The sequence below is a fragment of the Bacillus sp. FSL M8-0049 genome (assembly GCF_038593355.1).
Taxonomy (GTDB): domain Bacteria; phylum Bacillota; class Bacilli; order Bacillales; family Bacillaceae; genus Bacillus; species Bacillus safensis.
In genome coordinates, this window is sequence record NZ_CP151986.1 from 1,898,532 (window position 1) to 1,913,493 (window position 14,962).

At 41.7% G+C, this 14,962-nt stretch carries 17 protein-coding genes; 5 read left to right on the top strand and 12 right to left on the bottom strand.

Annotated elements, in window-relative coordinates; genetic code table 11:
• Positions 1-9 precede the first annotated feature (9 nt).
• A complete protein-coding gene (locus NSU13_RS09565; RefSeq protein WP_024422662.1) occupies positions 10-489 on the top strand; it encodes a hypothetical protein in 480 nt (159 codons plus the stop codon).
• On the opposite strand, the gene NSU13_RS09570 is transcribed toward NSU13_RS09565, so the two are convergent.
• From NSU13_RS09570 to NSU13_RS09600, 7 genes are all read right to left on the bottom strand, one after another.
• Complete coding sequence (locus NSU13_RS09570; RefSeq protein WP_342490033.1) at positions 486-2,111, bottom strand: YndJ family protein; 1,626 nt, start codon at positions 2,109-2,111, stop codon at positions 486-488. The genes NSU13_RS09565 and NSU13_RS09570 overlap by 4 nt on opposite strands.
• Positions 2,104-2,712 carry a DUF4166 domain-containing protein gene (locus NSU13_RS09575; protein ID WP_034280637.1) on the bottom strand — a complete coding sequence of 203 codons (609 nt, stop codon included), beginning with the start codon at positions 2,710-2,712 and terminating at the stop codon, positions 2,104-2,106. Before NSU13_RS09575 ends, NSU13_RS09570 begins: the two co-directional genes overlap by 8 nt.
• Positions 2,675-3,556 (bottom strand): SRPBCC family protein, encoded by an 882-nt coding sequence (locus NSU13_RS09580; RefSeq protein ID WP_061109242.1) that lies wholly within the window; start codon positions 3,554-3,556, stop codon positions 2,675-2,677. The genes NSU13_RS09575 and NSU13_RS09580 overlap by 38 nt, the downstream gene beginning before the upstream one ends.
• Positions 3,557-3,705: 149 nt before the next feature.
• Entirely contained in the window at positions 3,706-4,278 is a 573-nt protein-coding gene (locus NSU13_RS09585; RefSeq protein ID WP_041117675.1) for a TetR/AcrR family transcriptional regulator, read from the bottom strand.
• Positions 4,279-4,281: 3 nt separating this feature from the next.
• A complete protein-coding gene (locus tag NSU13_RS09590) occupies positions 4,282-5,001 on the bottom strand; it encodes an MBL fold metallo-hydrolase (protein ID WP_061109243.1) in 720 nt (239 codons plus the stop codon).
• Between the two features lie 36 nt (positions 5,002-5,037).
• Positions 5,038-5,511 (bottom strand): GyrI-like domain-containing protein, encoded by a 474-nt coding sequence (locus NSU13_RS09595; RefSeq protein ID WP_034280626.1) that lies wholly within the window; start codon positions 5,509-5,511, stop codon positions 5,038-5,040.
• A 54-nt stretch (positions 5,512-5,565) separates the two neighbouring features.
• A complete protein-coding gene (locus NSU13_RS09600) occupies positions 5,566-6,498 on the bottom strand; it encodes a YafY family protein (protein ID WP_061109244.1) in 933 nt (310 codons plus the stop codon).
• A 117-nt stretch (positions 6,499-6,615) separates the two neighbouring features.
• On the opposite strand from NSU13_RS09600, the gene NSU13_RS09605 reads away from it, so the two are divergent.
• Positions 6,616-7,140: a hypothetical protein gene (locus tag NSU13_RS09605; protein WP_034280620.1), complete on the top strand. Its 525-nt coding sequence runs from the start codon at positions 6,616-6,618 to the stop codon at positions 7,138-7,140.
• 31 nt (positions 7,141-7,171) lie between these two features.
• Here NSU13_RS09605 and czrA read toward each other — a convergent pair whose 3' ends face one another.
• Positions 7,172-7,501, bottom strand: coding sequence for a Zn(II)-responsive metalloregulatory transcriptional repressor CzrA (czrA, locus tag NSU13_RS09610; protein WP_024422670.1), 330 nt, complete (start codon positions 7,499-7,501; stop codon positions 7,172-7,174).
• 186 nt (positions 7,502-7,687) lie between these two features.
• On the opposite strand from czrA, the gene NSU13_RS09615 reads away from it, so the two are divergent.
• Together NSU13_RS09615 and NSU13_RS09620 are read left to right on the top strand one after the other, a co-directional pair.
• On the top strand, positions 7,688-9,013 hold the full coding sequence (locus NSU13_RS09615) for an APC family permease (RefSeq protein ID WP_328699518.1): 1,326 nt from the start codon (positions 7,688-7,690) through the stop codon (positions 9,011-9,013).
• A 97-nt stretch (positions 9,014-9,110) separates the two neighbouring features.
• A complete protein-coding gene (locus NSU13_RS09620) occupies positions 9,111-9,773 on the top strand; it encodes a lysozyme family protein (RefSeq protein ID WP_034280614.1) in 663 nt (220 codons plus the stop codon).
• A 232-nt stretch (positions 9,774-10,005) separates the two neighbouring features.
• On the opposite strand, the gene prpB is transcribed toward NSU13_RS09620, so the two are convergent.
• The 4 genes from prpB to NSU13_RS09640 form a co-directional block, all read right to left on the bottom strand.
• On the bottom strand, positions 10,006-10,923 hold the full coding sequence (prpB, locus tag NSU13_RS09625; RefSeq protein ID WP_034280612.1) for a methylisocitrate lyase: 918 nt from the start codon (positions 10,921-10,923) through the stop codon (positions 10,006-10,008).
• A gap of 12 nt (positions 10,924-10,935) precedes the next feature.
• Positions 10,936-12,372, bottom strand: coding sequence for a bifunctional 2-methylcitrate dehydratase/aconitate hydratase (locus tag NSU13_RS09630; protein ID WP_024422674.1), 1,437 nt, complete (start codon positions 12,370-12,372; stop codon positions 10,936-10,938).
• Positions 12,373-12,374: 2 nt separating this feature from the next.
• On the bottom strand, positions 12,375-13,517 hold the full coding sequence (gene mmgD, locus NSU13_RS09635; RefSeq protein WP_061109246.1) for a citrate synthase: 1,143 nt from the start codon (positions 13,515-13,517) through the stop codon (positions 12,375-12,377).
• A gap of 168 nt (positions 13,518-13,685) precedes the next feature.
• Positions 13,686-14,225: a DUF420 domain-containing protein gene (locus tag NSU13_RS09640; protein WP_024422676.1), complete on the bottom strand. Its 540-nt coding sequence runs from the start codon at positions 14,223-14,225 to the stop codon at positions 13,686-13,688.
• Between the two features lie 204 nt (positions 14,226-14,429).
• On the opposite strand from NSU13_RS09640, the gene NSU13_RS09645 reads away from it, so the two are divergent.
• Positions 14,430-14,936, top strand: a complete 507-nt coding sequence (locus NSU13_RS09645) for a hypothetical protein (RefSeq protein ID WP_342489485.1) — start codon at positions 14,430-14,432, stop codon at positions 14,934-14,936.
• Positions 14,937-14,962: the final 26 nt, after the last annotated feature.

Below are 14,962 nucleotides of genomic sequence, written 5' to 3' on the forward strand. Positions count from 1 at the left end.
GGTTAACACTTGTTTACATTATCAGATATGTGGACATTTTGCTGGTCGTTTTTCGTCATTCTTCCTATCGTTGCCATCTTGCATCAGCTTGGCCATATTATGGTCGCATGGATGTTTGGCGCAAAGGTTTCTTTTGCTCTTGGCAGAGGCAAAAAAGTATTGAAAATAGGTGTTGTGGAAATTAGACGAATCTATTTTCTAGATGCATTTTGCCATTATGAAGAAATGAGGAAAAATAACCGATTCTCGCACATTCTTGTCTACCTAGGCGGATCATTATGCAACCTGCTCAGTGTTCTCATACTGAATACAATGATCGCCAATGATATCCTGCCAGAACATCAATTTTTCTATCAATTTGCTTACTTCTCAGTCTACTATGTATTTTTTGCACTGCTGCCAGTCCAGTATGCAGATCATCATCCGAGTGATGGGCAAGCAATTGTGAACATCATTCGGCACGGTGAACCATGTGACATCATTGATTAACAGGATGGCTTCCCGCTGTTAATTTGATAATGAATCGTTAAAAAAGGAATACCGAATAGCTTCATTTGATGAACCGCTGTGAGACTTTTATCTGTCTCCGGCTTCATATGAAAGCTTTCTTCCATTGGCAGTTTCATGGTGATAAAAGGTGTATGCAAATACAACCCTTCGTCACCGGTACTGCCTTTTGGACATGCACTTTTTAATAGAAAGTCTTCCTTTTCATTAAAAGGTTTTAAAATGGCGGTCAGCTGAGAATATGGAAGCGGCAGCGCAATATTCATATAGCCCGCAGCTGCATCGTGATGATGAGCATAAAGTGCAAAAAAGACCTGCTCCCCTTTTTCGTTGTGACGAATCCACGCCCTGACATCCTTTCGCCCTTCTTTAGAATGTTGAAATGCAGTCAGACGTCCCTTCATTTCATACGGCTTACGAGATGTTCCCAAATAGAGCTGGCCTATTTTCTTGAAAATTGGCTGAAGTAAAAAAACAAAAGGCCTCACCCACCAATGAAAACAGACTGCTGCTTTTAACGTAAAGGCCGTCGGATTTTCATAAAACCTTCGAATCACAGGTGACACCCTTTCAGCTGAAAATGTCGTTCCATTTAAATCATCAAGTGAATCGACTAAACCGAGGTTCTCTTGATCATACATTCTTTCCTTTTGAAAAGAGACCAAATGAAAACGGCCATGCACTTTTGATATCGGAAAGTGCTTCTGCTTCAATTGATCCTTTGGCCCTTCGATCAGCCATCCAATCAAACCTGGTAAAATCACAAAAAAGGCATTAATACTGCCATGAAACCAAATCATCTGATCAATGCTGATGTAGGTCACGCGCATGAGCATGCCAGCGGAATAAAGAAGAGATAGCACGATTGTTCCCATTAAGACGCAGCTAGAAAACACAATCAGCACTTTTGCCACAGTCGATCGAAACCTTGTTTTCATACAAAGAATGCCGTACAAGTAGAGTGCAATGACATATAGCGTGACGCTGAACGTATCAAAGAGACGGGAGAAGCTAATCCCAACAGCAATCATCACAGGCGACAGCAAAATCACCCATCCTGCCGCTTTGTATAAAGCTGTCTCTTTTTCTCGATTTCTCCCTAATAATCCATAGAAAAGCGGGATAAAAAAAGCCGAGTAATGAAAATGAATAGCGGTCAAAAGCACGATGATTGGTGAAAAGGTCATTACCTGTATATCTGCCGTGTACAGCCAAAACCAAAGCCCTCCTAAAGCGAGATACATCCATGCACCACCCGTCATCAATTCATGAAGTGGAAAGATTCCCCTTTTCAGCAAACGAGTACAGCCATATAACGCCAAAAGAATCGTATACAAAAACCATCCCGATGCAAACAAGGCAGAATGATAGATGAATGCAGCCGTTGCACAAAGAGCAGCTAATGGAAAGGCTTTCATTAAAAAGCCGAGCAGTATCCACGGCTTACTCTCCCTCTCTTCCTTCACAAAAAAGGCTAAAACTGCAGGAAGGAAAAACAGAATCGCTATCAGTACAAACAACTCTGCTAACGGACCTGTCATTAAACGGGTGGCGATAAACCAGCACATAAAGAGGAAGCTTGATATCAAATGCCATTTATTCATCATGAGACATCACCCTTTCAGTAAACCGGCCTTTATATGTAAAAAGGGTCCCAAACAGTCGATTTTTCACATGCACATCAATGGTATACTCACCCGCGTGCTCGTCGTAGCCTTCTGTGACATCTGACACACCGTAAAGCCATGAAGGCAGCGGCCACTCACGTCCTAACATCAACAGCTTCTGCCGGCCGGATTGAATGTGAAGGAACCCATGCTTTGTTACTGTAAAATGAAGCTCTGACATAAGAAGTCTAGGCTTTCCAAAATAGTCTAGTACTTTATGACTCTTCTGATCAATGATCATATCTGCATCAAAGTGACGTTCCTTCTTTGGGAAATAAAACGTACGGAACCAGTGCATGCCTTCCTCTCCCTTATTTGTCATAAAGGGTTTATTGACAATTCGGAAGGGAATGTTTTTTCCTCTCTCAGGGAAAAAACAGCGAAAGAGTGGACCAATTTTGAAGAAAAATCGAATGAGCCTCGTTCCGCCGCCTATTTCCTCCATAGTGCCTTCAGCGGTAAACGCACGGTTGTATCTCTCTTTTAATTTTGGATGAAGCTTATCGTAATCCTTTACTTGATGACGATGAACGACCATGTCTACCTCCCCTTTTTCGTTTGATCGAGAATACGTCTATACAATCTTTTAAATTAATCATTCCTGCAATGGATAGGATCAAAAATGCACTCATCACAAGCGGCTCATGGAGTGTCGTTTGGGGGGATAGGATCCCGATACAAAGCATCAGCAGCAGAAACACACTTTGAAGAATGAACAAATATTTCTTTGATAGCTTAGGTATCAGCCATGATACGCCTATAAGGGCATAAAACAACCGAAATCCGGTGCTATGATCAAAAGCAGAATGTGAAAAAGGGATAACCGCTTGGCATAGCCAGACGATGGCAAACAGCAAACAAATTCCATAATGGGCAAGTGTTCTCTCCAGTAACAACCGAGGGTGCGTACCCTTTTCAAGCCACGTCTTTAGTGCGCCAAAACTAAAGGCCGTCATAAGCCCCATCATCGGGCGAAAAAGTAATCGATCTGCCCACGCCCATCCTTTTCCTTCTTTCGGTTCATAATCAAATTGCGTTTGAAACACAATATGATCATTCGTTTTCACATATTTCCAATAGCCGCCGCCTTCTTTGATAAAAGACAACGGGTGTGACGATTTGAATTTAAGTGAGGATGACCTTTCATTTCGTTCATCCATCATTCTAGTTCGATATGCTCCTGTCCCTGTGACACTTACACCAAATCCAAGATGCTTTTCATACAAAAAGGTTTGGGGCTGTTCATCTTGAGGTCCATTTAATGAAATGGTTGAAAAACGCAAATCCCACTGTTCATGAAGCTTTGGATTTTGCGTATATTCCCATACTTTCTCTAAAGGTGCATGAATGGTTGTTTCCACATAAACAGGCTTTCTTTTCATCTGCCTCTACTCCTCTATGTGAATTATTTCACATAATAAGCATACCATGTTTCACAAAACTGTCAAATCTTTATTCGTTTTCTCTCAAAAAAATGGTTCCAGAAGGATGCTTCTCTATGATATCGGTTCACTGTAAAAAAAAAGACCTGTCAAATAGACAGATCTTCTTTTTGCAATACACCTGTGATATAGAGCCGAACTGCATAACTCACACTTTCTTCAAGCTGTTCTTTTCGTTGGAATCCCTTTTTATTAGAAATATCACCGAAGCCGTGCAGTAAGCTTCTCAGTCCTCTGACGACATGTGTCATTTCCTCTTCCTTTACACCAAAGCGTGACATGATGGTTTGGACAAACTGAACAAGGCGCTCTGCTGCAATACGTACTTCTTTTTCGTTCATATGTGAAAAGGCAGCTTCATAAAGACCTGGGTGTTCTCGGACAAAGTGCACATATTGTCTGGCAAAGGCTAAAACAGCTTCTCCTTTTTCCAGCCCCTCTGTGACTTGCATCCCTTCCTCACAAAGCATGGAGAGCCCTTTTACTGCGAGTGCTGCCTGAATCTCATGAAGGCCGGATACATGATTATAAAGAGAAGGCGGCCTGATATTCAGTCTTTTAGACAATGTAGCAATAGTCAAAGCGGAGAAGCCCTCTTCATCAACAAATGCAGCCGCTGTATCCATAATTTTTTCTTGTGTAATTCCCATTCTTGGAGACACGGTTTACTGCCCTCCTTTTTTTAGCTGGTGCTGTCTTTTTTTAACGGCAGCTTGAAGCTTTTCATGAGGCTCTATGATAAGGTCACCATGTCCTGCAGCAAGACAGGATATGCGCAATGTCAGTAACTTTTCAGCGCTTTTTAGTGCGGTTTCTGCATCCCATGTGGCAAAAGCCGGGAACGGGAAGCTCCACCGAAACTCACCCGTTACTGATAAGCCGCCTTTTGTCACAAGTGCATCCCCTGCAATGACAACTCCTGACCTTTCATCGTATAAAGAAATGCTGCCCGGTGTATGCCCTGGTGTTGCAATCACTTTGAGCGGCCCAATCTCATCTCCTTCTTCAACAAGCACATCTGGTTTTGTGTGAATATTTTTCATAAAACTGCCTTTAATTTTTTGCTGAGGTTCATCAGGGAGCAAGGAAAAGTCACCTTCAAAAAGGCGTGCATCACGTTTTGATAAATAGACAACTGCCTCTGGAAAAGCCTTCTTCACCTCATCTAATGCGCCGATATGATCCATATGGCTATGAGTGAGAATAATCTTATGAATTGGTTTGTTCTTTTTACGGGCAAATTCGATGATCGAGTTCGCCGCCATTTTTAAAGCAGCATCAATTAAGATGAGTCCTTCCTCTTCCTCAAAGACATAGCAATTTACCGGAAATAATCGCGGCATCAATGTAAGCTGGTGCAGACGGTCAAAAGTTGTTAATCTCATGATTGCCCTCCTAAAACTAATATCGTTAGTTTTATATTAACTAATAGCATTAGTTTTAGCAATCATTTTTTCATCAACCGCAATGTAAATATCAATTTGCGCTTCTTTTGGATCAATAGATCTTTCATCATACCATTCAAAATCACCTGTATAAGTGCGGTATTGACGCTGATCCCACGTCCAAATCTTGTGCCATGTTTCAAGCACGACCTCTTCAATCGGTCCTTTTCTCGTTTGAAATCTTGCGTAGGTGGACGCAGGAATCTCTTTTACATGTTCGATCTGCTGATCCGCGAACTCTCCAGCTGTAAATAAATAAGAACCATGTTCATCTTTTTCATAATCTGAATACAGCCCTATGACTGGAGCTTGTCCCCCATGTAGCTGCTGCGCAAAAAAATCCTGCCAAAGCGGTGCAATCTTACGCTCTTTTGTCTTCTCTATTTCGTTTGTTGTTCGAACAGACAACCCTTTGATCCATTGTTTCTCTAATGTGACGATATCGTACATACATTCTCATCTCCTTTTCTCCCATCATATAAAAAGAAACCTGACAACAGTGTGTCAAGTTTCTATTCGCTTCATAAATTGTTTTAATTGGAGATCAAATGCTTCCTTGATGTGCTGAGGTGAAAGAATGTCGGCGTCCGGTCCTAAATGGAATAGGAAACTGTGCAGCCAATCATCTTGCGGCACGGTCAATGCTGCCAGATAGGTTCCGTCTGAACATATGATCAATTCGTTCTCATCCACCCATTCCTTCACTTTGCCAACTGATGTTTCCGTTAACCTAAGCGTGAGCGTTGTGACTGAAGGTTCTTCATGCCAAGAGTCATTCCAAGGCTTCTCTTCGTTTTTGATTCTTTTCGGCCTGAAATATGCTGAAATGGTGATGAGGTCTGTCATTCTGGTCAGCTTGAATAGACGAAAATCATTTTTCACACAACAAAACGCATACAAGTACCAATGCCTTCCTTTTAAGACAAGCGTATAAGGCTCCACTTTACGTTGAAGTGTTTCACCTTTTGCGTTGCGATAAGTGAATTGAATGAATTGATGCGCGGAAGCAGCTGTATGGATCAGCTGAAGCTTCTTTTCTGCCTGGCTGTCTTTCCCCCAGGAGCTTAAATCAATAAAGACATGGTGCTGTTTCTCGCTTTCATCGGTATGTGGGGGAATGAGAGATTTGATTTTTTTCAGTACATGTTCACTTTCTTTAAAGGAGTATGCACTCGTCATGCTTTCAAGGGCTGTTAAAATCAGCTCAATGTCATCATCGGTAAATAATTTTTTCTCTAAACGATAGTCGTCAACAAGCGAAATGCCTCCGCCTGCTCCTTGTGTTGTCACAACAGGAATCCCGGCTTGATTGATGGTCTCAATATCGCGATAAATCGTCCTTACGCTCACTTCGTGAAGTTCAGCAAGGTCTTTCGCTTGTACTTGCTTTTTGCTAATGAGCAGCATCACAATAGACAAAATACGATCAATTTTCATGACTTTTCCTCTTTTTCATAAATGTAGGTTTTGATTTGATAAAAAAAGAAAGAATGGTAAAGATAAGGAACAGCCAGCATCGTTTACATCCCTGCACATGCAGGAGGAGGTTGCATCATGACACATCACGTGTGGCAGTTATTCATCATTGGGAGCATTATGCTGATCTGCATCATCTTTCGAATGAACCGAATGAGACGCTATCAGCTTGTGCGCCCGATCAGTCTTTTGATGAGAATGTATGTATTTGGACTCACTGCCCTTATTCTCTTATTAGAAGGCTGGCAAAATCACAGCATTTTCATCTACGCCGCTATTGGTATGCTCTTTGGAAGCAGTCTGGCCGTTCATGCCTATGAGACGATCCGCATGAAAGAAGAAAATGGCCGCCTTTATGTGAAAACGAGTAAATGGATTGAAAGCTTCATTTTATGCTTATTTTTATCTCGACTTAGTTTTAAGCTGGGTGAACTGACGAACCATTCGCTCACAAAGATTGGTGTCGTTGAACTGTATCAGCATATTGTGAGTGATGATGCCATGACCATGCTCAGCTTTTTTCTGTTAGCTGCTTACTATGTTGTTTTTTCTTATCAAATGATGAAAGCAGGTAAACGAGTAGCACATACGCATCATGCGTAAAAACCTTCCTATTTGAGTAGGAAGGTTTTTATTAGTCATGCTGCGCATGATGAATCATTTGTTCAAGTACTTCCATCACATGCTGATCTTCAGGGCTGTAAAAAATCGATGTCCCTGCTCGTCTAGATTTCACGAGACGAAGGTTTTTTAAAAAACGCAGCTGATGAGAAACAGTTGATTGCATGAGATTCAGCGTTTCTGCGATATCATTTACCGAGTATTCACCTTGAGACAGCAGGTGCAGAATACGAATACGTGTCGGATCAGATAAGGCTTTAAACGTTTGGGAGACAAGAAATAAACTTTCTTCATCCAGCTCCATCCGTTCCTGTTCTTGATTTGTATTCAGTTCTTCCTTCATTTCGCTTCACCTTTCTTGTTAGTCAAATCACGACTTATTCTATGTATCATCATATACTAAAACGTCCGGCGTGCAAAGCGGGCACACTTTAGAAAAAAGATTTATTCAAATAGCATTGACACTTGGTAGCATTCTTTTTAAAATGAGCATTATTTATTCATTTTTTTAGAGGAGCTGATAGGCAAATTGACTGAAGAGCCAAGACTAAAACGCAGCCTGACTGTCTTTCCACTTGTTGTGATCGGGCTTGCTTATATGGATCCACTTGTCGTATTTGATTCATACGGCATTGTTGCTCAGCTGACGAAAGGACACGTCGCTGCAGCTTATATATTTACGTTACTTGCATTACTATTGACAGCGCTTAGCTATGGGAATATGGTGAAGGCTTTTCCAAAAGCAGGATCTGCTTATACATATGCGCAAAAAAGTATTCATCCTCATGTCGGCTTCCTTGTGGGCTGGACACTTTTACTGGATTATTTATTTCTGCCTATGGTGAATTTTGCGATCGGAAGTGCTTATTTAACCGCAGCCTTTCCTGATGTACCTCATTACATTTGGATCATCATACTTGCTATCGCCATAACGACTGTCAATGTAATCGGTATTCGGCTTACAGCCAACATTACGGCGCTATTTGTGACGTTTCAGGTCATTGTCGCCGTCACCTTTGTTGGTTTTGTTATTTATGGGCTCACACAAAACACTGGCAGTGGAGAGTTATTGTCAGCCCGGCCTTTTTATTCAGCGAGCTTAGATCCAGCGCTTATTTTTTCAGGAGCGACCATTTTATGTTTCTCCTTTCTAGGATTTGATGCCATTTCGACGATGTCTGAGGAAACCATTAAACCAAAAAAGACGATTCCGCTTGCCATTTTCTTAACAGTTGCGATTGGAGGCGTACTGTTTACTTTGACGTCTTATTTTTTGCAGCAGGTGTTTCCAAATTTTCAGCAGTTCAAACATCCTGATGCAGCCTCACTTGAAATTGCAGAATTTGTGGGCGGCGCATTTCTCCACTCGTTCTTTTTAGCCGGCACAATGGTGGCTGTCATTTCTTCCTCCTTATCGTCACATGCGAGTGCAGCAAGGCTTTTATATGCAATGGGAAGAGATCAATCGTTACCGAAGCGTTTCTTCGGGTATATTCATCCGAGATTAAAAACCCCTGTTTTTAATATTTTGTTAATCGGAGCTTTCTCCTTAACCGCAGTCGTTGGCGAACTTGAAGTCATTTATTCCTTTATCAGCTTCGGCGCGTTAATTGGATTTACCTTTGTGAATTTGTCTGTTTTTGCGTACTTTTACGTCAGACAAAAACAAAGAGGTGTGCTGAATACATTGAGATATGCAGTGATCCCTCTATGCGGGACGGCGTTTTGTCTTTGGCTGTTAACGAGCATCAGCACAAATGCATTAATCATTGGCATGATGTGGCTGATTATTGGTTTTGTTTATTTCTGCTTCAGGCTGAAAACACGACCTGAATTTACGTTTGGATATGATTGATTATAAGGTTTTCACTTGGTATCCTGCACAGGATATGGCATAATAAAAAGGCTGTACTTCCCTTTTAAAAGCGGGGCAAAACAGGGGTGAACTGACCTTGAAAAAGAAAAAAACAGGATGTTTTGCCATTTCAGGCTGTTTCACGATTTTTCTCTTTGTTTTCGTATTAGCAGCCATTGCCATCTCCTTTAATCAAAAGGAGTTAAAAAAGCTGCCGATTGATACGGAATCAATTGTTTTGTCGAGATTGGATGATTACAAACCGCTTGTAGAAACAGAGTTAAGAGATCAAGATTTAGATCAGTATACCGGGTTAATCCTCGGTATGATGTATCAAGAATCAAAAGGCAGAGGCGGAGATCCAATGCAGGCCTCTGAATCTCTTGGTTTGAAACGAAATGAAATCAATGACCCTCAGAAAAGCATTAAACAAGGAGTCCATCATTTTTCGACTATGTACAAGCATGGGAAGAAAAAAGGCGTTGATTTGGAAACCATTATTCAAAGCTATAACATGGGAATCGGCTATATTGATTTTGTTGCAAAAAACGGGGGAAAACATTCCGAGAAACTGGCAAAGCAATACTCCAAAAAGCAAGTGAAACGAAACCCCGAGGTCTATACGTGCGGCGGCAATAAAGATAACTTCCGCTATCCGTATTGCTACGGTGACTTCACTTACGCTGAAAAAGTAAAAGAAAAAACGAAAACAGTTGAAGAAAAGATGAAATTGGCTTCTTCATCCACACCATCATCGTAAAAAAGCACTTCCGTCAAGGAAGTGTTTCAGATTGTTGTCAAAGTGCTAAAATAATCTTTATTTTAGCACTTTGTCTTTTTTCAGCGTGATAGAAAACCTTTGCAGTCTAGGAAGGACGAGCACTGGCGCGGAGCGAATTTGACATTCGTGAGCACCAGCGCGCAGGACTGACAAAGAATGCGAGGGTTTGTCTACACGCTGAAGCACTTCCGTAAAGGAAGTGCTTTTCATTTTATCGCTGTTCTTTTCCAATTTCCGGCAGGATTGTTTTTGCTAAATGCTGGTCCATTTCCTCATATTCATCATAATGAATCGTTTCATACAGCTCTTTCCTCGTTTGCATATCCCCAAGTATCCCCTGCTGCGTTCCCTTTTCCATGATTTCTGTAAATAAACGCTCATACGCTTTTGCAGCGACTCTAAGTGATGACACAGGGTAAATGACCATTTGAAAGCCAAACATAGAAAATTCGTCTGCATGATAATAAGGCGTCTTGCCAAACTCCGTCATGTTTGCAAGGAGCGGCCCTTTAATATTACTTGACGCATGCGTGAAGTCCTCCGCTGTGATGAGTGCCTCAGGAAAAATAGCGTCAGCTCCTGCTTCTACGTAAAGATTGGCCCGGCGGATGACATCCTCCATTCCATTTACGGACTTTGCATCGGTTCTCGCAATGACCAATAGCGTTGGTGCCGCTTGTTTGATGGCTTTGATTTTTGCGACCATTTCTTCTACTGGAACGAGTGATTTCCCGTTTAAATGCCCGCATTTTTTCGGCATTTGCTGATCTTCAATTTGAACAGCTGCCACTTTGCTCTCAACCATTTCTTTTGCCGCTCTTGCTGCATTTAAAACACCGCCATAACCTGTGTCCATATCGACCAAAAGCGGCAGCTGGGAAGCTCGAATCATCTCCTTCGCTTTTTCAGCCATTTCTGTTGAATGGATCATGCCGAGGTCTGGCAGTCCTTTGCTGGCACAAAAAGCGGCACCTGATAAATAGAGCCCTTGAAAGCCCATTTTTTTTGCATAGAGCGCAGACATTCCATCGTGAACGCCTGGAATTTGAAATAAAGCTGATTTGTTCATTTGTTCTTTAAAGGCTGCGGCTAAATCAGCCTGACTTCTTTCTTCATTCACGATCCACACGCTAGCTCCCCCTTATATGACGAATAAGTCCATAAATGCTGGTACTGTTGTTGTTTTTAATTGATTTGGATTTTGGCAGAGTGACACAATTTGATCCACTTGCTTTTGTGGAAATCTTGTCTTTAAATGATAGACCCATTTCTTTTCAAGCAGCGGAATGCCTTCCTGTCTTCTTCTGCGGTGACCGAGCGGGTATTCAATTTCAATTCGGTCTGTCATCGTCCCGTCTTTAAAGAAAATTTGTACACAGTTGGCAATCGATCTCTTTTTCGGATCTAAATAATCCTCTGTGTAACGTTTATCCTCTTTCACAATCATTCGGTCACGAAGACGATCAATGGCTGGATTTTGCGCCGTTTCTTCTTCATAATGGTCAGCTGTCAGTTCACCATAAATCAGTCCAATGGCTGTAATATACTGCAAGCAATGATCACGGTCTGCCGGATTATAAAGCGGCCCTTTCTTATCAATAATCCGAATCGCTGACTCATGTGTCGTAATCTCTACCCGGTCAATTTCATCTAAACGATCTTTTACAGCGTCATGCAGCATCACAGCCGCTTCTGCAGCAGTCTGCGCATGGAACTCAGCAGGATAAGCAATTTTGAAAAGAACATTTTCTATGACGTATGATCCAAGGGGCTGGGCGAGCGTAAGTGGTTTTCCTTTCATAAGAACATCTTCAAAGCCCCACTTCTCTGCACTGAGAGGCGTTTGATAACCCATTTCCCCTTTACGTGTCATCATGGCCAGCCTCACTCCGCGGCTTGTTGCATCCCCCGCTGCCCATGATTTCCTCGATCCTGTGTTTGGGGCGTGGCGATACGTCCTAAGCGGGGAATTATCAACAAACGCTTGTGATAAAACATGCTGGACCTCTTCCTTTGTTCCGCCAAGCATTGCACACACAACTGCACTTGTTGCCACTTTGACAAATAACACATGGTCCAATCCATTTCGATTTAGACAATTTTCTAAAGCAAGGACACCTTGAATTTCATGTGCCTTGACGATTGCATGCAGTACATCATTCATCGTTAGCGGCTCTTCTCCGTTTGCAAGGCGTGTTCTGCTGATATAATCACTTACAGCTAATATTCCGCCTAAGTTATCTGACGGATGACCCCACTCCTGTGCAAGCCACGTATCGTTATAATCTAACCAGCGGATCATACAGCCAATATCAAAAGCCGCTTGAACAGGATCTAGCACAAACGAAGTGCCTGGAACTCTTGCTCCGTTAGGCACAACAGTTCCAGGTACGATAGGTCCAAGGTGCTTCGTACATTCTGGAAAATTAAGAGCCAGCATACCGCACCCAAGCGTGTCTATGAGCACATACCGCGCGGTTTCAATGGCCTCTTTGCTCGTAATTTCTCCGTCTACTGCATAGGCAGCGATTTCTTCTAATAGCTGATCTGTTTGATTGGCGACTGCTGTTTTGTTCATGTTCATTCCCCCGTTTTTCCATCATCATTTGAAACCTTTAATCCTCTTGGCCCTAAATACCGGACTCTCGGTCTAAAAATGCGATTATGCAAATGCTGTTCAATCACATGTGCGGCTAATCCGCTAGCTCTTGCAGCAAAGAAAATGGGTGTATAAAGTGAAATAGGAATTCCGAGCACGTAATAAATCGGTGCAGCATAATAATCAAGATTTGGATAAAGGTTTTTCTGCTCTTTCATGTATGCCTCTCCTGCTACACACATGTCATATAGCGTTGTATCTCCCTTTGATTCGGTAAGCGTTTTCAATGAACGTTTTAAAAGAGCGGCTCGCGGGTCCATTTTTCTCATGTATACTCTGTGGCCAAAGCCCATCATTTTTTCTTTTGCGGCTAATTTTCGTTCAATGAGCGCAAGAAATCCTTCTGTTGTTTTTCCTTCAAGAAGCATGTGCATGACAGCTTCATTTGCTCCTCCGTGGAGGTCACCTTTTAATGAAGAGATCGCTCCAGTAAAAGCACCATACATGTCAGAATGCGTGGATGCAATCACTCTAGCCGCAAACGTTGAATTCGGCAGCTCATGTTCGCTATATAATGTGAGTGTTTGGTCAAAAGCGGTAATTTCGTCTTGTGCCGGGGTGCGTCCTGTTAACATGGATAAAAAGTTTTCAGTGTAGGATTTGGTCTGATCTGGAGAAATAGCGGCGTCTTTTGTGAGAATATAATAGCTTCCAGCAACAATGGCCGGCAGCTGGCCTAATAATCGAACTGCACGCCTTACTTGGCACGCTTCAGATCGATCATGTAATGCGTCATCATACCCTGCAAGAGCAGATAAGCACGTTCTCATCGCATCCATAGGGTGAGTGGTTTTTGGCAGATTCGTTAATATGGTTTGAATGGTTGGATGTAAGCTCGTTTGTGAGGATATATCTTGCTGAAATTGGTGATATTCCATCTGATCTGGTAATCTTCCATAAATAAGCAGATAGGCTGTTTCTAAATATGTCTTGTTTTGTGCCAGCTCAATGAGGTCGTACCCGCGAATCACAATTTCCTCTTGCTCCACATCTAAGTATGATATGGATGTTTCGCTTGCCACAATGTCTTCAAGCCCCGGTTTATACTGCAATTGTTCAGTCATCATATAACCCCCGTTTCGTCCAATTGTTGATCTCCAAACGAGCAAACGGCCAAAAATGATGTGAATCTATAGATGGGAAGATACCGTGCTAGTCGGATACCCAATTTCCATTCTATCCAAAGCACTTCATCTTGTAAATAAAAGAACGTATGTCCAGTTGGACATACGTTAGCTGTAATATGGAGAAATCATGATATAAACAATGACGCCAGTGAGACTAACATAGAGCCAAAGCGGCATCGTCCAGCGGGCAATTTTACGGTGACGCTCGACCTGCATCTGTGCGCCTCTAAATAGTGTAATCAGTGCAAGCGGTACAATAATAGCTGAGAGTACAATATGTGTAATCAAAATAAAGAAGTAAATCGGACGGATGATCCCTTCTCCTCCGAAGTGTGTATCAGCTGCCATTGAATGATATGTGACATAGGAAATTAAAAAGACAAGTGTTGTTGAAAATGCAGCAAAGATAAATCGTCTATGTGCTTTAATGTTCTTTTGTTTAATCATAATGAGTGCTGAAAGTAAGAAGATAAACGTAAAGCTGTTCATCACGGCATTCAGTAACGGCAGAAATGTAATATCCAGATGACTAAATTTATCTGTTTTTGGCATTAAAAATAATAAAGCGATTAATCCGTTTATGGCAATTGTTAAAATGACAACAATGCCGGTGAAATTTTTCGGTTTTTGATTCTGTTCGTTCATGTTTGAAAACCTCTCTTTATTAGTTCCGACTAAGAGTATGTTATTTAACTTTCTCTATAAAGTCAATGAATTCGCTGTCTTCGTCGAATTTTAGACAAACTTGCCGATTACTGGCGTTCTAACGGGTTGAAAGATTCATCCACTTCCTTTAAAATTGGAATTTATGTGATTTTTATCATTTCTTATATGAAAGGAGTAATGGACTTGTCAATCTTACAGGAAACACTCAAAAATGTGAAGGCGTTAGAGCAAGAATTACAGCAATTGCAGTTCCAAATGTATCGAATGCAAGAAAATATGAAAGATATTTCGAAAAAGGCAAAGATCATTGGCATTGATCAGGCGAAAGAAGATGAATGGATGATTGTCTCTGCCATTGAAAATGCTGATACATGTAAAATCATGCTGACCGATTGTGAAAAAGCTTTTCGCGGACAATCTGACTTTTCCTTAATTGCGGAATATCCTGAAGAAGGAAAGATTCATATTGCTGATATAAAAGGCCCTCCCGATAATGGGTACGGCTCAATCTGTATGAAGCATTTAAAAGAAATCGCAAGAGAGCAGAACATCCCAGTCATCACAGGTGACCTCGTCAAAAGAGATTGGAATCATGTGGACCGCTTGATTCATTTTTATGAAAAGCATCAATTTGATGTCCAAATCAATTGGAAAGAACAAAGCGGAGAAATTTATTGGGTGGACAGCTAACGACAAAAAACCAGTGTGTATGATGG